Source organism: Pseudomonas subflava (assembly GCF_023823685.1).
Lineage (GTDB): Bacteria > Pseudomonadota > Gammaproteobacteria > Pseudomonadales > Pseudomonadaceae > Aquipseudomonas > Aquipseudomonas subflava.
The window spans coordinates 40,232-60,400 of record NZ_JAMXBF010000015.1 but is presented as its reverse complement, the minus strand read 5'-3'; the positions used below and the strand labels follow the sequence as shown (position 1 = coordinate 60,400).

Annotated in this window: 22 protein-coding genes and 1 tRNA gene; 13 read left to right on the top strand and 10 right to left on the bottom strand. The window is 65.5% G+C overall.

Going from position 1 to position 20,169, the window contains the following annotated elements:
- Positions 1-23: 23 nt before the first annotated feature.
- Together tal and dusA are read right to left on the bottom strand one after the other, a co-directional pair.
- Complete coding sequence (gene tal, locus NF616_RS20015; protein ID WP_252275535.1) at positions 24-947, bottom strand: transaldolase; 924 nt, start codon at positions 945-947, stop codon at positions 24-26.
- Positions 948-1,022: 75 nt separating this feature from the next.
- Complete coding sequence (dusA, locus tag NF616_RS20010; RefSeq protein ID WP_252275534.1) at positions 1,023-2,024, bottom strand: tRNA dihydrouridine(20/20a) synthase DusA; 1,002 nt, start codon at positions 2,022-2,024, stop codon at positions 1,023-1,025.
- A 233-nt stretch (positions 2,025-2,257) separates the two neighbouring features.
- On the opposite strand from dusA, the gene NF616_RS20005 reads away from it, so the two are divergent.
- Entirely contained in the window at positions 2,258-2,614 is a 357-nt protein-coding gene (locus NF616_RS20005; RefSeq protein ID WP_252275533.1) for a YgaP-like transmembrane domain, read from the top strand.
- Between the two features lie 66 nt (positions 2,615-2,680).
- Here NF616_RS20005 and NF616_RS20000 read toward each other — a convergent pair whose 3' ends face one another.
- The 4 genes from NF616_RS20000 to galE all read right to left on the bottom strand — a co-directional run bounded on the left by NF616_RS20000 (position 2,681) and on the right by galE (position 5,630).
- Positions 2,681-3,001, bottom strand: a complete 321-nt coding sequence (locus NF616_RS20000) for a hypothetical protein (protein ID WP_252275532.1) — start codon at positions 2,999-3,001, stop codon at positions 2,681-2,683.
- 163 nt (positions 3,002-3,164) lie between these two features.
- Complete coding sequence (locus tag NF616_RS19995; RefSeq protein ID WP_252275531.1) at positions 3,165-4,241, bottom strand: zinc-binding metallopeptidase family protein; 1,077 nt, start codon at positions 4,239-4,241, stop codon at positions 3,165-3,167.
- Between the two features lie 42 nt (positions 4,242-4,283).
- Entirely contained in the window at positions 4,284-4,514 is a 231-nt protein-coding gene (locus tag NF616_RS19990) for a hypothetical protein (RefSeq protein ID WP_252275530.1), read from the bottom strand.
- Positions 4,515-4,583: 69 nt separating this feature from the next.
- Complete coding sequence (gene galE / locus NF616_RS19985; RefSeq protein ID WP_252275529.1) at positions 4,584-5,630, bottom strand: UDP-glucose 4-epimerase GalE; 1,047 nt, start codon at positions 5,628-5,630, stop codon at positions 4,584-4,586.
- A gap of 254 nt (positions 5,631-5,884) precedes the next feature.
- On the opposite strand from galE, the gene NF616_RS19980 reads away from it, so the two are divergent.
- The 5 genes from NF616_RS19980 to NF616_RS19960 all read left to right on the top strand — a co-directional run bounded on the left by NF616_RS19980 (position 5,885) and on the right by NF616_RS19960 (position 11,583).
- Positions 5,885-7,072 carry a glycosyltransferase family 1 protein gene (locus tag NF616_RS19980; protein ID WP_252275528.1) on the top strand — a complete coding sequence of 396 codons (1,188 nt, stop codon included), beginning with the start codon at positions 5,885-5,887 and terminating at the stop codon, positions 7,070-7,072.
- Complete coding sequence (gene glf / locus NF616_RS19975; protein WP_252275527.1) at positions 7,060-8,220, top strand: UDP-galactopyranose mutase; 1,161 nt, start codon at positions 7,060-7,062, stop codon at positions 8,218-8,220. The genes NF616_RS19980 and glf overlap by 13 nt, the downstream gene beginning before the upstream one ends.
- Before the next feature lie 9 nt (positions 8,221-8,229).
- A complete protein-coding gene (locus NF616_RS19970) occupies positions 8,230-9,372 on the top strand; it encodes a glycoside hydrolase family 1 protein (protein WP_252275526.1) in 1,143 nt (380 codons plus the stop codon).
- Positions 9,369-11,144, top strand: a complete 1,776-nt coding sequence (locus NF616_RS19965) for an ABC transporter ATP-binding protein (protein ID WP_252275525.1) — start codon at positions 9,369-9,371, stop codon at positions 11,142-11,144. The genes NF616_RS19970 and NF616_RS19965 overlap by 4 nt, the downstream gene beginning before the upstream one ends.
- Before the next feature lie 124 nt (positions 11,145-11,268).
- The gene (locus tag NF616_RS19960) at positions 11,269-11,583 is read left to right on the top strand and encodes a YgaP-like transmembrane domain (RefSeq protein ID WP_252275524.1); all 315 of its coding nucleotides are present in this window, start codon (positions 11,269-11,271) and stop codon (positions 11,581-11,583) included.
- Positions 11,584-12,295: 712 nt separating this feature from the next.
- Here NF616_RS19960 and NF616_RS19955 read toward each other — a convergent pair.
- On the bottom strand, positions 12,296-13,126 hold the full coding sequence (locus tag NF616_RS19955; protein WP_252275523.1) for an oxidoreductase: 831 nt from the start codon (positions 13,124-13,126) through the stop codon (positions 12,296-12,298).
- Positions 13,127-13,234: 108 nt separating this feature from the next.
- Between NF616_RS19955 and NF616_RS19950 the strand changes: the two genes are divergently transcribed.
- Positions 13,235-14,182 carry an AraC family transcriptional regulator gene (locus tag NF616_RS19950; protein WP_252275522.1) on the top strand — a complete coding sequence of 316 codons (948 nt, stop codon included), beginning with the start codon at positions 13,235-13,237 and terminating at the stop codon, positions 14,180-14,182.
- Between the two features lie 21 nt (positions 14,183-14,203).
- Here NF616_RS19950 and NF616_RS19945 read toward each other — a convergent pair whose 3' ends face one another.
- Positions 14,204-14,452, bottom strand: coding sequence for a hypothetical protein (locus NF616_RS19945; protein WP_252275521.1), 249 nt, complete (start codon positions 14,450-14,452; stop codon positions 14,204-14,206).
- A gap of 9 nt (positions 14,453-14,461) precedes the next feature.
- Positions 14,462-14,701, bottom strand: a complete 240-nt coding sequence (locus tag NF616_RS19940) for a hypothetical protein (protein WP_252275520.1) — start codon at positions 14,699-14,701, stop codon at positions 14,462-14,464.
- Positions 14,702-14,869: 168 nt separating this feature from the next.
- On the opposite strand from NF616_RS19940, the gene NF616_RS19935 reads away from it, so the two are divergent.
- Positions 14,870-15,175 (top strand): DUF2388 domain-containing protein, encoded by a 306-nt coding sequence (locus NF616_RS19935; RefSeq protein ID WP_252275519.1) that lies wholly within the window; start codon positions 14,870-14,872, stop codon positions 15,173-15,175.
- Positions 15,176-15,233: 58 nt separating this feature from the next.
- Here the strand turns inward: NF616_RS19935 and NF616_RS19930 are convergent, their stop codons facing one another.
- The gene (locus tag NF616_RS19930; RefSeq protein ID WP_252275518.1) at positions 15,234-16,517 is read right to left on the bottom strand and encodes an NAD(P)/FAD-dependent oxidoreductase; all 1,284 of its coding nucleotides are present in this window, start codon (positions 16,515-16,517) and stop codon (positions 15,234-15,236) included.
- Positions 16,518-16,702: 185 nt separating this feature from the next.
- Here NF616_RS19930 and NF616_RS19925 point away from each other — a divergent pair.
- From NF616_RS19925 to rplT, 5 genes are all read left to right on the top strand, one after another.
- A tRNA-Val gene (locus NF616_RS19925) sits at positions 16,703-16,779 on the top strand.
- 225 nt (positions 16,780-17,004) lie between these two features.
- Positions 17,005-18,927 carry a threonine--tRNA ligase gene (thrS, locus tag NF616_RS19920; protein ID WP_252275517.1) on the top strand — a complete coding sequence of 641 codons (1,923 nt, stop codon included), beginning with the start codon at positions 17,005-17,007 and terminating at the stop codon, positions 18,925-18,927.
- A complete protein-coding gene (gene infC / locus NF616_RS19915) occupies positions 18,927-19,478 on the top strand; it encodes a translation initiation factor IF-3 (protein ID WP_252275590.1) in 552 nt (183 codons plus the stop codon). Before thrS ends, infC begins: the two co-directional genes overlap by 1 nt.
- Before the next feature lie 60 nt (positions 19,479-19,538).
- Complete coding sequence (gene rpmI, locus NF616_RS19910; RefSeq protein WP_021701550.1) at positions 19,539-19,733, top strand: 50S ribosomal protein L35; 195 nt, start codon at positions 19,539-19,541, stop codon at positions 19,731-19,733.
- Between the two features lie 32 nt (positions 19,734-19,765).
- Positions 19,766-20,122 (top strand): 50S ribosomal protein L20, encoded by a 357-nt coding sequence (gene rplT / locus NF616_RS19905; RefSeq protein ID WP_044874620.1) that lies wholly within the window; start codon positions 19,766-19,768, stop codon positions 20,120-20,122.
- Positions 20,123-20,169 lie beyond the last annotated feature (47 nt).

Here is a 20,169-nt window from a genome sequence, read left to right as displayed (position 1 = left end):
CGCCCCTTTCGTTTGCGCCGGGATCAGCGCCGAGCGGCCAGTAGCGCCTCCAGCTTCTCCTGGTCGCGGGCGAACAGGCGGATGCCTTCGGCCAGTTTCTCGGTGGCCATGGCATCCTCGTTCAGGGCCCAGCGGAAGGCGCTTTCGTCCAGTGTCTGACGCGGCTCGCCGGTGCCGGCGTTCAGCAGGCGCGGCAGTTCGCCCTGGTCGTCGGCCAGTTGCTGCAGCAGGTCGGGGCTGATGGTCAGGCGATCGCAACCGGCCAGCTGTTCGATCTGGCCGAGGTTGCGGAAGCTCGCGCCCATCACCACCGTCGGGTAGCCGTTGGCCTTGTAGTACTGGTAGATGCGCGACACGGATTTCACGCCCGGGTCCTCGGCACCGACGAAGTCGCGGCCCTCGGCCTTCTTGTACCAGTCGTAGATCCGGCCGACGAAGGGGGAGATGAGGAACACGCCGGCCTCGGCGCAGGCCACGGCCTGGGCGAAGGAGAACAGCAGCGTCAGGTTGGTCTGGACGCCGGCCTTCTCCAGCTGCTCGGCGGCGCGGATGCCTTCCCAGGTCGAGGCGATCTTGATCAGCACGCGCTCGCGGCCAATGCCGGCCCGGTCGTACAGGTCGACGATACGTTCGGCGCGGCGCAGGGTGGCCTGGGTATCGAAGGACAGGCGGGCGTCCACCTCGGTGGAGATGCGCCCCGGAATCACCTTGAGAATTTCCTGGCCGACCGCCACGCCGAAGCGGTCGCAGGCCAGGCCAAGGTCGCCGTCGCAGCCGTTCACGGCCTGGTCCAGCAGCTCGGCATAGCGCGGTAGCGCGGCGGCCTTGAGCAGGAGGGAAGGGTTGGTGGTGGCGTCCACCGGCTTGAGCCGGCTGATGGCGTCCAGGTCGCCGGTGTCGGCGACCACGGTGGTGAACTGCTTGAGTTGGTCCAGCTTGGAAGTCATGACGAGGCCCTGTCTTTTACCTGCCTCGACCTTACCCGAGCCGCGCGGGCCGCTTCAACGTCTGGCGCGGGCTTTTCAGTGGCCGGCGAGCAGTTCGATGGCCTGGTCGAGCAGTGCCAGCGGCACCTGAGTCTTGTGCACGTCCACCGACAGCAGCTGGCGGAAGCGGCGGGCACCCGGGAAGCCCTGGGCCAGCCCCAGCACATGGCGGGTGATGTGGTGCATGGCGCCGCCCTCGGCCAGGTGGCGCTCGATGTAGGGGCGCATGCGGGTCAGTGCCTCGGCGCGGCTGATCACCGGCGTATCCAGGCCGAACAGCTGCTGGTCGACCTGCGCCAGCAAGTAGGGATTGTGGTACGCCTCGCGGCCGAGCATCACGCCGTCGAAGGTCGTCAGATGCGCCTGGCACTCCGCCAGAGTCTTGATGCCGCCGTTGAGGATGATCTCCAGCTCGGGGAAATCACGCTTGAGCTGCGCGGCCACGTCATAGCGCAGCGGCGGGATCTCGCGGTTCTCCTTGGGCGAAAGGCCTTCGAGAATGGCGATGCGCGCGTGCACGGTGAAGCTGGTGCAACCGGCCTCGCGCACCGTGCCGACGAATTCGCACAGCTCGGCGTAGCTGTCGCGGCCGTTGATGCCGATGCGGTGCTTCACCGTCACCGGAATGCTCACCGCGTCCTGCATGGCCTTCACGCAGTCGGCGACCAGTCGGGGGTGGGCCATCAGGCAGGCGCCGATCATGTTGTTCTGCACCCGGTCGCTGGGGCAGCCGACGTTCAGGTTGACCTCGTCGTAGCCGTGCTCCTGGGCCATGCGCGCGCAGGCTGCGAGGTCGGCCGGGGTGCTGCCGCCTAATTGCAGGGCCAGCGGGTGCTCGCAGTCGTGGTAGCGCAGGAAGCGACCGGCGTCGCCATGCAGCAGCGCACCGGTGGTGACCATCTCGGTGTAGAGCAGCGCCTGGCTGGACAGCTGACGCAGAAAGTACCGGCAATGACGGTCGGTCCAGTCCATCATCGGGGCCACGCTGAATCTGCGCGAAAGCGGGCGTGTGGTTGAGTCGTTATGTTCGTGCTTCATGAGAAATCTGAGCGATCCGAAAAGTGAGTCGGGAGTCGAGACGCGATGCCGGCGCGATAGCCGATGCGCCGCGAGCCGCTCCCTTCGATGCAATGGGGCGATTTTATCGCTCGTCCGCCATGAGCGATATCTCGTTGTCGAGACAGGGCGGAATGGACGGCGCCGTGCGAGATAGGGCGAACGTCCCGGCGCCGTGTCGGTCACCTATCTCGAATCCCGGATGAGAGGTGAGCATGAAAGGTATCGGTTCCTGGCCGAAAGGCCCTTCGATGAATGTGCAGGGTTGGGAGCGCGGCGCTTCGGTGGGCGGCGGACTGGCGCTGATCGGCTTCGGGCTGCGCCGCGGCGGCCTGCTGGGGCTGCTGGGCGCGGCCGCCGGCGGCCTGCTGCTCGCACGCGGCGTCGCCGGCCATTGCGCGCTGAAGGAGGCGCTGCACGAGCATCCGCTGCCCGAGCCGGCGGACAAGGCACGTTATGCCCACATGCCGCTGGACTCGGAGGTGCACAGCGCCGACTTCGAGATGCAGCGCGAACTGCCCGACACCACGCCGATGGGGCATGAGACCCATGCCCGTCCCCGGCAGGTGTGAACGCCCGCGTCGCTGCGTGCGGCGAGCGTTCGAGGCGTACGCCCGAACGCCCTGTCGCGAGGCTTATTAGATGAACAACTGCCGGGATTTGCCGCGCGGCAGGCGATTGCGACCGGGCAGCTGCTCGAGGCGGCGCTGCCATTCGAGTCGGGGATCGACCGAGGAGGGCTTGGCCTGCTCAAGGGCCGCAGCAGCTTTCTCCGCCTTGGCAGCGGCCCTCAGCTCGGCCAGGCTGGGCGTCTTGCGTACCGGCGCGGTAGCGTTCTTCTCCACCGAGCGAAGGCAGAGCTTGCACGAAACCTCGGCCAGATCCTGGGTACCGTTCAGGCTGGAGCCGCTGCGCCCGCATGCCACGTTCTCGGGGGACGCGAAGTAATGAATGACCAACGTGTTGTCTCCTGATTTTCGGGCGCGGGATTCTACACAGTCGCTCGGCAAAAACCGCAGAAAAATCCGAGGCCTGGATTCGCACTGCCCGATAGGGCTCCTTCGGCGTCGCCGCAGGAGTGGCTGCGGAGCTGTTCCCGCTCGACGTGCGGCGCGTCGCGAACTACTCGGCGTCGACCAGATACTGCGCCAACGTGCGCGCGCAGGCGGTGATGCCATCGACCAGCACCACTTCGTAGCCGTGGGTGTTCTCGGTCGGAATGGCCAGGCAGCCGGCCTGGGCGGAGGCGCCGCTGGCCAGCACGGCGCTGGCGTCCGAGGCAAAGTCCAGCAGCAGGGCGACCTGAGGGGCGTAGCCGCAGCGCTCGGCCGCACGCTGCAGCTGCTCGGCGACGCCACGGGTGTAGTAGGCCTTCAGATCGCCGGTGCTGACGATGGGGTCGACCCGCAGCTCGGTGCCGTACTCATCCAGCACCGGCCCTACTTCCACCGCGACCGTGACATTGCCCGGCAGGGTACGCGCCGCGTACATGGCGCCGGCGTTGGACTCCTCTTCCATGGTGGTGAACACGAAGTAGGCATCGCAGCGCAGCTCCTGCTTGCGGCTGGCCACCAGCGCAGCGGCCTCGAGGGTGGCCGCCACCGGTGCGCGGTCGTCGAGGAAATGCGCGGCGATGGCGTCGTTCACCCGCCAGGGGGCTCGCCAGTGGCGCGACAGCACCACTCGGGTGCCGGGCCGCACGCCGGCGCGGATCAGCGCCTCCGCGCTCAGCCGGGTGATGACATGCACGTCCTGCCATTTCACCGCCCCCGTCTGCACGTCGTTGCCCTGGGGCGACTCGCCCGTCGCATGCATCGAGCCGAACGACAGCACACCTGGCAGCGACGCGCCCTCGGCCATGATGTCGACCGGGCACATACCGAAATTCGCCGGGTTCGCCCCGCCGAGGGCCACCACGCGAAGCGTGCCGTTGGGTTCGACGCGCTTCACGATCATGGCGATCTCGTCGAGGTGCGCCATGATCCGCATGCTCTCGAGGGACGAGATGCCGCTGTCCCGCAAGGGGCTGCGGATGAGCCCGATCAGGTTGCCGGCGGCATCCGTCCAGACGCCGTCGCAGTGCTTGACCAGCTCGGCATGACAGACGGCGCGGACCTCGTTCTCCTGGCCGCCGGGGCCACGGGCCATCAAGAGGTCCTCGAGCAGGCGATTGCCGATTCCGTTTGCGGGCTTTTCCATGGGGCTCCTCCGGGCGCCGGACCGAGACGGACTCGACCCTGCCTAATAGCCCTCGGACGCGGCTGGATCGCACGTCCGCGGGTAAATCCTGCGTTCGACCACCGAGCCGTCGACGCTGTGGTACAGCACCAAGGCCGGCTGCTGGCCGAAATACTTCGGCACCAGCCGGTACAGGGTTTCCAGGCTGGCCGCGAACCTGAGGATCTCGGTCTTGCCATCCTCCCGCAGTACCCAGCCTCGCTCGGGATGGGATTCGACGTGATAGCGCAACATGCATGCCTCCACGCCGTTCAAGGGTCACGCGCCGGGTCATTGCGCCGGCTGTCTTTTACCTCGGCGAACTCAGCTGGCCAGCGCGGCGGCGGCCTTTTCGACGTCGCCTTGGTAGCCATGGGGGTTCAGTCGCTGCCAGCGCCAGGCGTCCTCCAGCATGGCGCGCAGGTCGCGGGTGGCGCGCCATCGCAGTTCGCGCTCGGCCTTGGTCGGGTCGGCCCAGCACTGGGCGATGTCGCCGGAGCGGCGTGCCACCACGCGGAACGGCAGCGCGCGGCCGGTCACGCCTTCCAGCGCGCGGACCATCTCCAGCACCGAACAGCCGCGGCCGGTTCCGAGGTTCCACACCGCAACGCCGCCGCCGAGCGCCAGTCGCTCCAGCGCCCGCAGGTGCCCATCGACCAGGTCGAGCACGTGGATGTAGTCGCGCACCCCGGTTCCGTCGGGGGTGGGGTAGTCGTCGCCGTAGACGTTCAGATACGGCCGGCGGCCCACTGCCACCTGCAGCATGTAGGGCAGCAGGTTGTTGGGGATGCCGTTTGGGTCTTCGCCGATCAACCCAGACTCGTGGGCGCCGACCGGGTTGAAGTAGCGCAGCAGGGCGATGGACCAGCGGTGATCGGAGTCGGCCAGGGTCTTGAGCACGTTCTCCGCCATCAGCTTGGACTGGCCGTAGGGGTTGGTCGGAATGCCCGTGGGGCAGCGCTCGCAGATCGGCATGCTGACCGACTCGCCGTACACGGTGGCGGAGGAGCTGAACACCAGCTGGAAGATGCCGGCATCGGCCATCGCCTGGCACAGGGTGATGCTGCCGGCCACGTTGGTCTGGTAATAGCGCAGCGGGTCTCGCACGCTTTCGCCTACCGCCTTGAGCCCGGCGAAATGCATCACCGCAGTGATCGGCCACTGCTGGAAGAGTTCGTCGAGCAGCACCCGGTCGCGGATGTCGCCGTGGACGAAGCGCGGCGCGCGGCCTGCGATCTGTGCCACCCGTGTCAACGACTCCCGCGAGCTGTTGCACAGGTTGTCCAGCACCACAACCTCCTGGCCGGCCTGCAGCAGCGCGACCACCGCGTGGGAGCCGATGTAACCGGCACCTCCTGTAACCAAAATCATGCCTACCTCCAGTGAGCGCGGATCGTCCGGCCAGGTCGCCGCGCGTCGAGGATGAGCGCGGTCGCTGAGATACCGACGGAGCTGCGCTCGGCAGAGTTCAGACCTTTCGATGAACGCGTTCGGCTGGCCGGCGCGACGATCTGTTGAACTGCCGAGAGGGGAATGCCGTCCACTCCCCGTATCACCTCTTTCTCAGCGAAACGCGGTGCCAGAGCCTCTGGTACGCCGCTTCGCAGACCCACGGAGACGGCAACATGAGCTGGGCAGGTCCCTTCCAGCAGGACATCGGCAAATCCCCCCACCCGCAGGTCGATGGCGAAGCCGCCGTGGTGTTTGACCCGCTCATTCCAACGCTGCTGTGCCTCTCGCATCTGCGCTGGAGCTTCGTCTACCAGCGCCCGCAGCATCTGATGTCGCGCTTCGCCCGCGAGTACAACCTGCTGTTCTTCGAGGAGCCGGTGCCCACCGACGAGACCACGCCCTGGCTGGAGGTGCGGCCGGACGAGGAGGGGGTGCAAGTGCTGGTGCCGCGCCTGCCGGAGGGCTTGGGCGCGAGCGCCAGGCGCGAAACGCTGCGCGGGTTGCTCGACGACTACCTGGCGCGGCTCGGCGTGGAAGACCTGCTGCTCTGGTACTACACGCCGATGAGCCTGGCCTTCACCGATCACCTGCAGCCGAGCCTGGTGATTTACGACTGCATGGACGAGCTCTCGGCCTTCCGTGGCGCCCCTCCCGAGCTGGTGGAGCGCGAGCGCGAACTGCTGGCGCGTGCCGACCTGGTGTTCACCGGCGGCTACAGCATCTGGGAGGCCAAGCGCCGCCTGCACGACAACGCCCATGCCTTTCCCAGCAGCGTCGACATCGGCCACTTCGCCAGCGCCCGCGAGGAGCAGGACGACCCGGCGGATCAGGCGGCCATCGGCCGGCCGCGCCTGGGCTTCTACGGCGTGATTGACGAGCGCTTCGACGTGGCGCTGCTCGAGCAGGTTGCCGCGCTGCGCCCGGACTGGCAGCTGGTGATGATCGGCCCGGTGGTGAAGATCGACCCGGCCACGCTGCCGCGCCCGTCCAACATCCACTATCTGGGCGGCCGCACCTACGACGAGCTGCCGCGCTACCTGGGCGGCTGGGACGTGGCGCTGATGCCCTTCGCGCTGAACGAATCGACGCGCTTCATCAGCCCGACCAAGACGCCGGAATACCTGGCCGGCGGCTGTCCGGTGGTGTCCACGCCCATCGCCGACGTGGTGCGCAGCTACGGCGACAGTGGCCTGGTGCTCATCGCCGCCACGGCCGAGGAGTTCGTCGCCGCCTGCGAGCGGGCGCTCGCCCTCGGCGCCGAGCGCGAAACCTTTCTCGCCGAGGCCGACCGGGTGCTCGGCGATATGTCCTGGGACCTTACCCAGGCCCGCATGAAGGAGATGATCGAATGTCTGCGTTGAGCCAAGAACAATGCCCCCGCGGCTTCGATTACCTGATCGTCGGCGCCGGCTTCGCCGGCAGCGTGCTCGCGGAACGCCTGGCCGCGGGTCTGGGCAAGCGTGTACTGCTGGTGGACCGCCGACCGCACATCGGCGGCAACGCCTACGACTATCACGACGAGGCCGGTGTGTTGATCCACCGCTACGGCCCACACATCTTCCATACCAACTCCCAGCGCATCGTCGACTACCTGTCGCGCTTCACCGCCTGGCGTCCCTACGAGCACCGGGTGCTGGGCGTGGTGGACGGCCAGCAGGTGCCGATCCCGATCAACCGCACCACGCTCAATGCGCTGTACGGGCTGGATCTGCAGACCGACGAGCAGGCCGCCGAGTATCTGGCCGGCCGCGCCGAGCCGGTGGAGAGCATCCGCACCAGCGAGGATGTGGTGGTCAACCAGATCGGCCGCGAACTGTACGAGAAATTCTTCCGCGGCTACACCCGCAAGCAATGGGGCCTGGACCCGTCGCAGCTGGACAAGTCGGTGACCGCGCGCGTGCCGACCCGTACCAATACCGACGACCGCTACTTCGCCGACACCTTTCAGCAGATGCCGCTGCACGGTTACACGCGGATGTTCGAGCGCATGCTCGACCACCCCAACATCAAGGTGATGCTCAATACCGATTATCGCGAGATCCGCGATGAGCTGGCTCATGAGCACCTGGTGTACTGCGGGCCGATCGACGAGTACTTCGACTACCGCTTCGGCAGGCTGCCGTATCGCTCGCTCAGGTTCGAGCATCGCAGCCTGGACCAGGAGCGTTTCCAGCCGGTGGGTACGGTCAACTATCCGGCCGAGGAGGTGCCCTATACTCGCATCAGCGAATACAAGCACCTGACCGGCCAGCAGCATCCAAAGACCAGCATTACCTACGAATACCCCTCGGCCGAGGGCGACCCCTATTACCCGATCCCGCGGTCGGAAAATGCCGAGCTGTACAAGCGCTATCAGCGCCTGGCTGACCAGACGCCGGGAGTCACCTTCCTCGGCCGGTTGGGCACCTACAAGTACTACAACATGGACCAGGTGGTGGGGCAGGCGCTGGCGCTGTACCAGCGCATCGAAGAGGCGCAGACGGCGGACCAACCCCGCCTGGCACGGTGAGGGGCGACGATGCATGTTCCCGCGCTCTTCGACAGCTTCTTCATGGGCGGTTTCGAGTGCTCCACCCATCGTCGCCCGGATGGCCGCCGCCTGGACCTGATTGAGAGCACCGGCCACCAGCGCTGGGTTGCCGAGGACTATTCGGCGCTACGCCGGCAAGGCATTCGCAGCGCGCGCGACGGCCTGCGCTGGCACCTGATCGAGACCACGCCCGGCCATTACGACTGGTCGAGCTTCCTGCCCCAGCTACGCGCGGCCGAACAGGCGGGCATGCAGGTGATCTGGGACCTCTGCCACTACGGCTGGCCGGATGATATCGATATCTGGCGCCCGCAGTTCGTCGAGCGCTTCGCCCGCTTCGCCGCGGCCGCGGCGCGGCTGGTGCGAGAGGAGAGTGGGCAGGTGCCGTTCTACTCGCCGCTCAATGAGATGTCCTTCTGGGCCTGGGCCGGCGGCGAGGTGGCCTACTTCGCGCCGCTGGGCCAGGGCCGCGGCGACGAGCTCAAGCACCAGCTGGTACGCGCCAGCATCGCCGCCATCGAGGCGATCCGCGACGTCGACCCGCGGGCCCGCTTCGTTCAGGTCGACCCTGTCATCCACGTGGTGCCGCGCGGCGATCGCGCGGTGGAGCAGGAAGATGCCGAACGCTATCGGCTGTCCCAGTTTCAGGCATGGGACATGCTCGCCGGCCTGCAGTGGCCGGGCCTCGGCGGCAGGCCGGAATACCTGGACATCCTCGGCGTCAACTACTACTCGAACAACCAGTGGTACCACGGCGGCGGCACGCTGTGGCGTGGCGAGCCGCTGTACCGGCCGTTCGCCGGCATCCTCGCGGAAGTGTTCCAGCGCTATCGGCGGCCGATTCTGGTGGCCGAGACCGGCGCCGAGGGCGAGCAGCGCGCCGACTGGCTGCGCTACATCGGCGAGCAGGTGCGCCTGGCGCTGCAGCGTGGCCTGCCGCTGGAGGGCATCTGCCTGTATCCGGTGCTCGACTACCCCGGCTGGACCGATGATCGTCACTGCCAGGCCGGCCTGTTCGGTTACGCCGACGCGCACGGCGAGCGTCCGCTGCACGCGCCGCTGGCCGACGAGCTGCGCCAGCAGCAGGCGCTGCTCGAGGCACTGGCGGGGCAGATGGCCCGGCAGGCATGAGCGCTCGCCCACGCCAGTCGAGCGACGAGCTGCCGGGCCGGCCGCTGGCCTTTCTGGCGCATTACGTGCGCCGACGCCCCTGGCATTTCACCGGAATGTTCCTGCTGATCGCCGGCGCCGGCGGCTGCGCTGTGGCGGTGCAGTACGGCATGAAGCTGCTGGTCGACGCGATGGCGACCGGCGACCGTCAACAGGCCAACGTGTGGTTCCCGCTGGGCGTGTTCATCGGCCTGATCGTGGTGGAGAACGTGTTCTGGCGCCTGGGCGGCTGGCTGGGCTGCCGCACCGTGGTGGCCAGCTGTGTGGACCTGCGCGTCGACCTGTTCCGCCACCTCACCGGCCACCCCATGCGCTACTTCGCCCAACACTACGCCGGCGCCCTGGGCAACCGCATCTCGGCCACCGGCCAGGCGGCCGGCGCCATATACGGCGGCCTGGCCTGGAAGATCATGCCGCCGTGCGTGGACTTTATCGGTGCGGTCATCGTGCTGTTCACCGTGCACTGGCAGATGGCCTGGGCGCTGATCGGCTTCGTCGTGGTGGTGGGCGTACTGATCCTCTCCTTCGGCATCCGTGGGCGCAGCAAGCACCAGCGCTTCGCCGCCCAGGCGGCGCGGGTCGGCGGCGAGCTGGTGGACGTGGTGTCCAACGTCTGGACCATCAAGGCCTTTTCCGCCCGTGACCGTGAGGCCCAGCGGCTCGCTGAAGAGATCGGCCTGGAGGCGCGCGCCCAGCGGCGCAGCTGGATGTACCTGGAGAAGGCGCGGGTGATCCACGACATCTGTCTGTCGCTGATGGCCGGCGGCATGCTGGTGTGGGCGATCCAGCTGTGGATCGCCGGCAGCGTCACGCCCGGCGACGTGGTCATGGTCAGCGCGCTGACCTTCCGCATACTGCACGGCTCGCGCGATCTGGCGCTGGCGCTGGTCGACGCCACCCAGCAGCTCGGCGCCATCGAAGACACCCTGCGGATCATCGTCCAGCCCCACGAACTGGACGATCCCGAGCCGCAGCTATCGCTGTCGCGCGGCGACATCGAATTCCGCGACGTGTCCTTCACCTACCCGGACGGCCGCAGCGTGTTCGACGGCTTCGACCTACACATCCCGGTTGGGCAGAAGGTCGGCATCGTCGGGCCGTCGGGGGCCGGCAAGTCGACCCTGATCGGCCTGATCCAGCGCCTCGACGACGTGCAGGCGGGCTGCGTGCTGATCGACGGCCAGGATATCAGCGAGGTCAGCCAGGACAGCCTGCGCGCGCGCATGGCCGTGGTGCCGCAGGAAACGGCGCTGTTCAACCGCAGCATCCGCGAGAACATCCGCTACGGCCGCCCGGACGCCAGCGACGAGGAGGTTCTGGCCGCCGCCCGCCACGCGCTCTGCGACGGCTTCATCCGGGAGCTGCCGCAGGGTTACGACACCCTGGTGGGCGAGCGCGGGGTGATGCTTTCCGGCGGCCAGCGCCAGCGCCTGGGCATCGCCCGTGCCTTCCTCAAGGACGCGCCGATCCTGATTCTCGACGAGGCCACGTCGGCGCTGGACACCCGCTCCGAAGGCGAAATCCAGGCGGCGCTTTCCAGTCTCATGCAGGGCAGTACGGTGGTGGCGGTGGCGCACCGGCTGTCCACGCTGGCCAAGTTTGACCGCGTGGTGGTGTTGGAGAGCGGCCGGATCGTCGAAGACGGCCCGCCGGAACGCTTGCGCCGGCAGGGTGGCGTGTTCTCCGACCTCTGGCAGATCCAGGCCTCGAGTTTCAAGGGCTCTACGGGATGAGTCCGGCGGCTGGCCGAATGCCTTATCAGGGCGCGAGCGGGCCATCGATTTCCCGCAACGCCGGGCCGGCCCCGGCGATGCGAACAACCCGCCCACGGGGCGGCATCAACGAGAGGAAACATCCATGAGCGAACAGAATGTGAATGGCTGGGAACGAGCACTGTCGCTGGCCGTCGGCCTCGCCGGCGTCGGCAATGGCATCAAGCGCGGCGGCATCGGCGGATGCCTCGAGGTGGCGGTTTCGTTGCTTGCGCTCAAGCGCGGGCTGACCGGTGACTGCGCCATGAAGCGCGCCTTGGCACAAGCATCGGAGCGGGCGGAATCGATGGGTTCGCGTCCCTCGCGTGCGGGGAGCGAAGAGCTGGGCGTACCGGGAGGCGCCTACAACCTCAGTCCACGGGACGCGGTGGCGATGACAGACGGGGCGAGTCGTCCCTGAAGGGAAATGTCTCCATCGAGCTTCGGCTCGGTGGAGCGGACGTTGCTCTTGGTGATGCGCAAGACCAGGCAGCCGTTCGAGCGGTCGCGCCTTGGCGCCGGTCGGATGGAGTTCGGCGTCGCCATGAGACGCCGTTATCGCAGGGACAGGTTCTTGCCGGACGCTTGCTCGCTCAGGCGAGGCGCCAAGGGTTCGGTGGCGCCGATCGGGCGGCAACGGTAGCAGTTGCACTGATGGATGGGGCGCCGATAGGTACGGCAGATGATGGGAGCGGCCATGTTGGGTACTCGTGTCGGGCGGGACTGGGTCTCGCATGTTGATAACCGTCGGCCGTACATGCGTTCGGCATTGTGGCCACGGGAGCTTGTTGTCACGACAGGAGGTGATGCCGGTGCGGACGGTGGGATCTAGCAGGGCGCCGCATTTCCTGGCGTGAGCAAGAAGATGCGAGCTGAGAGGGAAGGGCAAAGTTCCATCGGCGTCACGCGTGTCGGCTCCCGATCCCGGAGGAGCCCATCGTCACACCGATGCGAGGCGGTTGCGCCTCGCAGTCTTGCCGTGTCGAGCTGCTTTGCCGCAGAGGTCGCGGAGGCCTTAGCCATCTACGCCTATCACCTTGCGGCGCAGGCATGCTAACACCGGGCGCGACTCGGGCTGCGGGTTTCTTGGAACAAGGCGATGGGTGGTCCGCAGCGCGGCGGACCAATGGTCGTCAGCCGTCCGTGGACAGCGTGAGGGCCTGCCACTCGGCGATCTCACCTTCCAGCGCCGCCAGCTTGACGCGCACCAGGCCGAGGGCATCGCTGCCCAGCAGCAGGTGCGCAGGCGGATGCTCGGCGGCGATCACCGCGAGCATCGCGCGCGCGGCCTTGCGCGGATTGCCCAGCTGCTGGCCGCTCTTGTCTTCGCGGGCCTTGCGGATGGGATCGAAGCTGGCGTCATAGTCGGCTATGGAGCGGGGCGTGCGTGCCATCGAGCGTCCTGCCCAATCGGTGCGAAACGAGCCCGGGGCCACGGCCGTGACGGCGATGCCGAAGGGTTGAAGTTCCTTGCCGAGGGCCTCCGAGATGCCTTCCAGAGCAAACTTGCTGCCGCAGTAGTAGGCAATCCCCGGCATTGTGATGAAGCCGCCCATGGAGGTGATGTTGAGGATGTGGCCGCGGCGGCGCCGACGCATCGCGGGCAGCAACGCCTTGATCATGGCCACGGCGCCGAAGACGTTCACCTCGAACTGTCGGCGTATTTCCGACAGCGGCGACTCTTCCACAATGCCCTCGTGGCCATAGCCGGCGTTGTTCACCAGCACGTCGATGGGGCCCAGGCTTGCCTCGATCTCGCTCACCACGCTGTCGGTCGCGGCGAAATCGGTCACGTCCAGCACGCGACCATGGGCATCGGCGGACAACGACTCGAAGTCATGCTGCGCCTCGCGGCTTCGCACGGTGCCGACGACTCTGTGACCCGCTGCCAGGGCTTCCTCGGCGAGGGCGCGGCCGAACCCGCTGCTCACGCCGGTGATCAGTAATGTCTTGTGGATGGTCATGGAGCACTCCGTGATCTCGTTTGGGGAGTGCATACAGTTCTTCGTGTCATGACTGAAACAGTCAGGTTTCGCTGTTTTTCTTGCCTAAAACTATGATCGCGAGGGCCGATGCAGCACGATCTCTCCCCGCACAGCCGCGAACGCATCGTCGCGCTGCTGCAGGCGCTGGCACCGGACGAGGGCTACAACCTCACGGCGCTGCCTAGCGTGCGCATCCTGCGCTCGGATCGGGCGCTGTCGCGCACGCCGGTTCTCTACGATCCGGGCATTGTTCTCGTCTGCCAGGGAAGCAAGCGTGGCTACTTCGGCGACCAGCTGTACCTGTACGACGAACACCACTACCTGGCCGTCTCCGCTCCCGTGCCGTTCAGCATGGAGACCGAGGCAACGCCCGAACGGCCGCTGCTGGCGCTCTACCTGCACCTCGATTTCAGCCTGGCCGCGGAGCTGGCGGCGCAGATCGACGGCAAGAGCGCGCCGCAGCTGCAGCAGGCGCCACGCAGCATGACTTCCACGTTGATGGACGGGGCGATGCAGGCCTCCGTGCTGCGCTTTCTCGAGGCGATGCAGACGCCGCTGGAGGCCGCCGTGCTCGGTCCCGGTCTGTTGCGCGAGCTGTACTTTCGCGTGCTTACCGGCGAGCAGGGTGGCGCGATGCGCGAAGCCCTGGCGATGCGCGGCCAGTTCGGCAGGGTCGGCAGGTCGCTGCGCCTGATCCATGCCGACTATGCGAGCCCGCTGGATGTCACCCGGCTGGCGCAGGAAGCGGGCATAAGCGTTCCGAGCTTCCACAGCCATTTCAAGGCGATCACCCAGATGGCACCGATGCAGTATGTGAAGTCGACGCGTCTGCACCAGGCGCGGCTGTTGATGGTGCGCCGTGACCTGACCGCCGAGGCGGCGAGCCACGCGGTGGGCTACACCAGTGCGTCGCAGTTCAGCCGGGAGTTCAAGCGGCTGTTCGGCCTGAGCCCCGCAGCCGAGGCCAGGCGCATGCGCGAGAGCTTCGCCCTCCCAGAACCGTTCGCTGGAGCGATCTACGTGTCCTCTCACTGAGTCGAAGCGGCTGGCTGCGCTTCAGCGATAGGCCCAGAGATACAGCGCGACCGGCGCGAGGGCGGACAGCAGCGTCAGCGCCTGCTTGATCGGGCCCGAGCGGATCAGGTAGCTGCGTGCGGGTTTGCGTGGGTTGTAGAACACCGTGACCCCGCCGGACTCATCCATCTGGATGCCGCGCAGCTGGGCTTGCAACACGAAGCGCGCATTGGTGCTGGCCATGACCTTCCAGGGCGAGAGGCGATTGCCGGTGTAGGTGTGCCCGTCCACCTCGTAGCACTAGGCCACCTTGGTCACGTGGTTCTGCTGGGCCGGGACGAGCTCGGTCGCCCCGAACGGCGCGACGCCCTGGGCGAGCAGCTGGCCGCGGGTGCTCGGCCACTGCCAGATCAGCCAGAGATAAATGGCCGTGGACAGCATCACCGCACAGACGTACAGCGCCCCCAGCAGCGCGATGCTCTGGCCGTCACCGGCAAAGGCCGAGGCGAAGGTGCCGTAGATCGCTGCGAAGATGTCCATGCCTGCCGCCCTGCGGAAATGAGTGGCGCCATGCTACCGGCCCGCTGGTCCCGGAGAATAGGGGGCACCGAGCGGTATATCCTGACGCCGCGCCTGGCTGCTATACCTTCAGCAAGGCGCTGGTATCCTGCTGCCCGGTTTCAACTTCGTCTCACAGGAGTTCGCATCATGCAAAGCAAGCACTGGCTGGCCGCTCTGGCCCTGGGGTTCAGTCTGCAGGCGGGAGCCACCAGTTTCGTGGTGACCACCGACGCCATGGTCAATACGGTGGAGGGCACCACCGACGTCACCTCGTCCACCTTCTCCGACGACAAGGTGGTGCGCGAGGCCAAAGACGATGCCGCCAGCTTCGTCGCCAGCGCCGGCGCCATCCGCGGTGCGCATCTTGAGGCGGCCTTGCAGCACATTCGCGGCAAGCTGCCGGCCCTGCAGATGGACGACATGCAGCTGGCCCAGGCGATCCTGGCCATCTGAGCCTCGACCGGAAATGAAAAACGGCGCCCTCGGGCGCCGTTTTCGTGTGCGGTCGTTATTACACGCCCAACTTGTCGCGCAGGCTGTAGTACCAGGCGCCGATGGCGCTGAACGGTACCTGGAACAGGCGACCGCCGGGGAACGGGTAGTGCGGCAGGCTGGCGAAGGCGTCGAAGCGCTCGGCCTGGCCGCGCAGGGTTTCCGCCAGCAGCTTGCCGGCCAGGTGGGTGTAGGTCACGCCGTGGCCGCTGCAGCCCTGGGAGTAGTAGATGTTGTCGCCGAGGCGGCCGACTTGCGGCAGGCGCGACAGGGTCAGCAGGAAGTTGCCGGTCCAGGCGAAGTCGATCTTCACGTCTTTCAGCTGCGGGAAGGTCTTGAGCATCTTCGGCCGGATGATCGCCTCGATGTTCGCCGGATCGCGCGCGCCGTAGACCACGCCGCCGCCGAAGATCAGGCGCTTGTCGCCGGACAGGCGATAGTAGTCGAGCAGGTAGTTGCAGTCCTCGACGCAGTAGTCCTGCGGCAGCAGGCTCCTGGCCAGCTCGTCGGACAGCGGCTCGGTGGTGATCACCTGGGTGCCGCAGGGCATGGACTTGCTGGCCAGCTCCGGCAGCAGGTTGCCCAGGTAAGCATTGCCGGCGACCACCACGAACTTGGCCTTCACCCGGCCTTCCGGGGTATGCACCACGGGGTTGGCGCCGCGCTCGACGCGGATCGCCGGGCTCTGCTCGTGGATGATGCCGCCGAGCGACTCGACCGCGGCGGCCTCGCCCAGGGCCAGGTTGAGCGGGTGGATGTGGCCGCCGCTCATGTCGAGCATGCCGCCGACATAGGTGTCGGTATCCACGACTTCGCGGATGCGCTTCTCATCCAGCAGCTCCAGCTGGGTGTGGCCGTAGCGCTCCCACAGCTTCTTCTGCGACTCCAGGTGCTTCATGTGCTTGGGAGAGTTGGCGGCGAACACGCCACCGTCCTTCAGATCGCACTGGATGTCGTACTTGGCGATGTGCTCGCGGATGATGCGGCCGCCCTCGAATGCCATGTCGCCCAGCAGCTTGGCGTGTTTCGGGCCGACGGTGCGTTCGATCACGTCGATGTCACGGCTATAGCTGTTGACGATCTGGCCGCCGTTGCGGCCGGAGGCTCCGAAGCCGACCTTGGCGGCTTCGACGATGGTGACCTTGAAGCCGTTCTCCAGCAGGAACAGGGCGGTGGAGAGGCCGGTATAGCCAGCGCCGATGATGCAGACATCGGTCTCGGTCTCACCCTGCAGTGCCGGGCGCTGCGGCACCGGATTGGCCGAGGCGGCGTAGTAGGACTGGGGATAGGGTGTGTGCGCCATATTTGAACCTATGTTCTTTATTTTTTACGGAATGGGCGGATGCTACCCGAGGCGGAATCCGCCGGCTAGCCTCTGTGCAAAATTTACAACGTCCCGCTGTGCGGCAAAAAATCCACTTTTTCAGAGGCTTAGCGAAAAAAGGTGTTGACAGCCAAACGAATCTCCCTAAAATGCGCCTCCATTGCAGGCACATAGCTCAGTTGGTTAGAGCACCACCTTGACATGGTGGGGGTCGTTGGTTCGAGTCCAATTGTGCCTACCAAATCCGAAAGGGGTCGTTCATACGACCCCTTTTTTATTGGCTGCTTGTCAGGGCTCCGGCTTTCTGAAAGCATTCCCGGCTCGTTTACTTCCAGTGACTCTGGTCCGGCTCCGGTTGGCCGCAAGGCTCCTGCCATCGTCAGGCAGGTACACCTCCGGATCGCTTCCTGGCTCATCCCAACCCATGTGACCTTTGGTAGGGGTCACCACTAGGAGAGGAGGCGCCATGCCCACCATTACTCTTCCCGACGGCAGCCAGCGTTCGTTCGATCGTCCCGTATCCGTGCTCGAGGTGGCTCAGTCCATCGGTGCCGGTCTGGCCAAGGCCACCCTGGCCGGCAAGGTCAACGGCAAACAGGTGGATGCCTGCGATCTGATCGAGAGCGACGCGACCCTGCAGATCATTACGCCGAAGGACGAAGAGGGGCTGGAAATCATCCGCCACTCCTGTGCCCACCTGGTCGGTCACGCGGTCAAGCAGCTCTACCCGAACGCCAAGATGGTGATCGGTCCGGTGATCGAGGAAGGCTTCTATTACGACATCGCCATCGATCGCCCCTTCACGCCCGAAGACATGGCGGCCATCGAGAAGCGCATGGCCGAGCTGATCGACAAGGACTACGACGTCATCAAGAAGATGACGCCGCGCGCCGAGGTCATCGAGCTGTTCCAGGCGCGTGGGGAGGAATACAAACTGCGCCTGATCGACGACATGCCGGACGAGAAGGCCATGGGCCTGTACTTCCACGAGGAGTACGTCGACATGTGCCGCGGCCCGCATGTGCCAAATACCCGTTTCCTCAAGTCGTTCAAACTGACCAAGATTTCCGGTGCCTACTGGCGTGGCGACTCGAAGAACGAGCAGCTGCAGCGCATTTACGGTACTGCCTGGGCGGACAAGAAGCAGCTGGCGGCCTACATCCAGCGCATCGAGGAAGCCGAGAAACGCGACCATCGCCGCATCGGCAAGCAGCTGGATCTGTTCCATCTGCAGGAAGAGGCGCCGGGCATGGTGTTCTGGCACCCGGCCGGCTGGACCGTCTATCAGGTGCTTGAGCAGTACATGCGCCAGGTACAGCGCGAGAGTGGCTACGTCGAGGTGCGCACGCCGCAGGTGGTCGACCGCATCCTCTGGGAGCGCTCGGGGCACTGGTCGAACTACGCCGAGAACATGTTCACCACGTCGTCGGAAAATCGCGACTACGCGGTGAAGCCGATGAACTGCCCGTGCCATGTGCAGATCTTCAATCAGGGCCTGAAGTCCTACCGCGACCTGCCGCTGCGCATGGCCGAGTTCGGCTCCTGCCACCGCAATGAGGCCTCCGGCGCGCTGCACGGCATCATGCGCGTGCGCGGCTTCACCCAGGACGACGCGCACATCTTCTGCACCGAGGAGCAGGTGAAGAAGGAAGCCTCCGACTTCATCAAGCTGACCCTGCAGGTGTATGCCGACTTCGGTTTCACCGATATCGCCATGAAGCTGTCTACTCGTCCGGCCAAGCGCGTAGGTTCTGACGAGCTGTGGGATCGTGCCGAGACCGCGCTGGCCGATGCGCTGAATGAGTCCGGCCTGGCCTGGGAATATCAGCCGGGTGAGGGCGCCTTCTACGGCCCGAAGATCGAGTTCACCCTGAAGGACTGCCTCGGCCGTAACTGGCAGTGCGGCACCTTGCAGTACGACCCGAACCTGCCGGAGCGCCTAGACGCCAACTATATTGCCGAGGACAACAGTCGCACCCGTCCGGTGATGCTGCACCGCGCCATTCTCGGCTCCTTCGAACGCTTCATCGGCATGCTCATCGAGCATTACGCCGGGGCGTTCCCGGCCTGGCTGGCGCCGGCCCAGGCGGTGATCATGAACATCACCGACAAGCAGGCCGATTTCGCTCTCGAGGTCGAGAAAACTCTCAACCAAAGCGGTTTCCGTGCCAAGTCCGACTTGAGAAACGAAAAAATCGGCTTTAAAATCCGCGAGCATACTTTGCTCAAGGTTCCCTATCTCCTGGTTATCGGCGACAGGGAAGTTGAGACACGATCCGTTGCTGTGCGTACCCGCGAAGGTGTCGATCTGGGCTCCATGCCCTTGGAACAGTTCGCCGAACAGCTCAAGCAAGCGGTTTCCCGGCGTGGTCGCCAAGATTCGGAGTAATCATTATTAAGCGTGAAATGAGACAGGATAAGCGGGCCGTCCCAAAGGCACCGATCAACGAGAACATCACCGCACGTGAAGTCCGCCTGATTGGCGCGGATGGCGAGCAGGTAGGGATCGTTTCGATTGACGAAGCGCTGCGTGTGGCTGAAGAAGCCAAGCTGGATCTGGTAGAGATCTCCGCTGACGCCGTTCCGCCGGTTTGCCGAATCATGGACTACGGCAAGCACCTGTTCGAGAAGAAGAAGCAAGCTGCGATCGCGAAGAAGAACCAGCACCAGCAGCAGATTAAAGAAATCAAGTTTCGTCCAGGGACGGAAGAAGGGGATTACCAGGTAAAACTACGCAACCTGGTACGTTTCCTTAATGAAGGGGACAAGGCCAAGGTATCCTTGCGATTCCGTGGTCGTGAGATGGCCCACCAGGAGCTGGGTATGGAGCTGTTGAAGCGGGTCGAGAACGACCTCGCCGAGATCGGCACCGTCGAACAGCATCCTAAGCTGGAAGGACGCCAGCTGATGATGGTCATCGCTCCCAAGAAGCGTAAATAACCTCCCGGGCACTGGCAGGCCTGATGGTTATCAGTTGTTAATGAATGCGGAGTACCAAACATGCCAAAGATGAAAACTAAAAGCGGCGCGGCTAAGCGTTTCCTGAAAACTGCTGCCGGCTACAAGCACAAGCACGCTTTCAAGAGCCACATCCTGACCAAAATGTCCACCAAGCGTAAGCGTCAACTTCGCGGTAGCGAACTGATGCATCCGTCGGACAAGGCAAAAGTCGAGCGCATGCTGCGCGTTCGTTAATTCCGGTCAAGATTCTTTAGAGGTAATTACTCATGGCTCGTGTTAAGCGTGGCGTTATCGCTCGTGCTCGTCACAAAAAAATCCTGAAACTCGCCAAAGGCTACTACGGCGCGCGTTCGCGCGTGTTCCGCGTTGCCAAGCAGGCTGTGATCAAGGCAGGCCAATACGCCTACCGTGACCGCCGTCAGCGCAAGCGTCAGTTCCGCGCTCTGTGGATCGCTCGTATCAACGCCGGTGCTCGTCAGAATGGTCTGTCCTACAGCCGTCTGATCGCTGGCCTGAAGAAAGCGGCCATCGAGATCGATCGCAAGGTTCTGGCCGATCTGGCAGTGAACGAAAAAGCGGCGTTTGCTGCGATTGTCGAGAAAGCTAAGGCCGTTCTGGCTTAAGTCCCCCGACAATCACCGGGTTCGCCCGGTGGCAACGTCAAAGATAG

Bases quoted from the DNA above. Each gene is read 5' to 3' on its own strand.
- NF616_RS19930 (WP_252275518.1), bottom strand. From the start codon at position 16,517: ATGGCGCACACACCCTATCCCCAGTCCTACTACGCCGCCTCGGCCAAT.
- tal (WP_252275535.1), bottom strand. From the start codon at position 947: ATGACTTCCAAGCTGGACCAACTCAAGCAGTTCACCACCGTGGTCGCC.
- NF616_RS19995 (WP_252275531.1), bottom strand. From the start codon at position 4,241: ATGGAAAAGCCCGCAAACGGAATCGGCAATCGCCTGCTCGAGGACCTC.
- NF616_RS20005 (WP_252275533.1), top strand. From the start codon at position 2,258: ATGAAAGGTATCGGTTCCTGGCCGAAAGGCCCTTCGATGAATGTGCAG.
- NF616_RS19965 (WP_252275525.1), top strand. From the start codon at position 9,369: ATGAGCGCTCGCCCACGCCAGTCGAGCGACGAGCTGCCGGGCCGGCCG.
- thrS (WP_252275517.1), top strand. From the start codon at position 17,005: ATGCCCACCATTACTCTTCCCGACGGCAGCCAGCGTTCGTTCGATCGT.
- NF616_RS19940 (WP_252275520.1), bottom strand. From the start codon at position 14,701: ATGGACATCTTCGCAGCGATCTACGGCACCTTCGCCTCGGCCTTTGCC.
- NF616_RS19980 (WP_252275528.1), top strand. From the start codon at position 5,885: ATGAGCTGGGCAGGTCCCTTCCAGCAGGACATCGGCAAATCCCCCCAC.
- NF616_RS19990 (WP_252275530.1), bottom strand. From the start codon at position 4,514: ATGTTGCGCTATCACGTCGAATCCCATCCCGAGCGAGGCTGGGTACTG.
- NF616_RS19950 (WP_252275522.1), top strand. From the start codon at position 13,235: ATGCAGCACGATCTCTCCCCGCACAGCCGCGAACGCATCGTCGCGCTG.
- rpmI (WP_021701550.1), top strand. From the start codon at position 19,539: ATGCCAAAGATGAAAACTAAAAGCGGCGCGGCTAAGCGTTTCCTGAAA.
- NF616_RS19955 (WP_252275523.1), bottom strand. From the start codon at position 13,126: ATGACCATCCACAAGACATTACTGATCACCGGCGTGAGCAGCGGGTTC.
- dusA (WP_252275534.1), bottom strand. From the start codon at position 2,024: ATGAAGCACGAACATAACGACTCAACCACACGCCCGCTTTCGCGCAGA.
- galE (WP_252275529.1), bottom strand. From the start codon at position 5,630: ATGATTTTGGTTACAGGAGGTGCCGGTTACATCGGCTCCCACGCGGTG.
- NF616_RS19960 (WP_252275524.1), top strand. From the start codon at position 11,269: ATGAGCGAACAGAATGTGAATGGCTGGGAACGAGCACTGTCGCTGGCC.
- NF616_RS19935 (WP_252275519.1), top strand. From the start codon at position 14,870: ATGCAAAGCAAGCACTGGCTGGCCGCTCTGGCCCTGGGGTTCAGTCTG.
- NF616_RS19970 (WP_252275526.1), top strand. From the start codon at position 8,230: ATGCATGTTCCCGCGCTCTTCGACAGCTTCTTCATGGGCGGTTTCGAG.
- rplT (WP_044874620.1), top strand. From the start codon at position 19,766: ATGGCTCGTGTTAAGCGTGGCGTTATCGCTCGTGCTCGTCACAAAAAA.
- glf (WP_252275527.1), top strand. From the start codon at position 7,060: ATGTCTGCGTTGAGCCAAGAACAATGCCCCCGCGGCTTCGATTACCTG.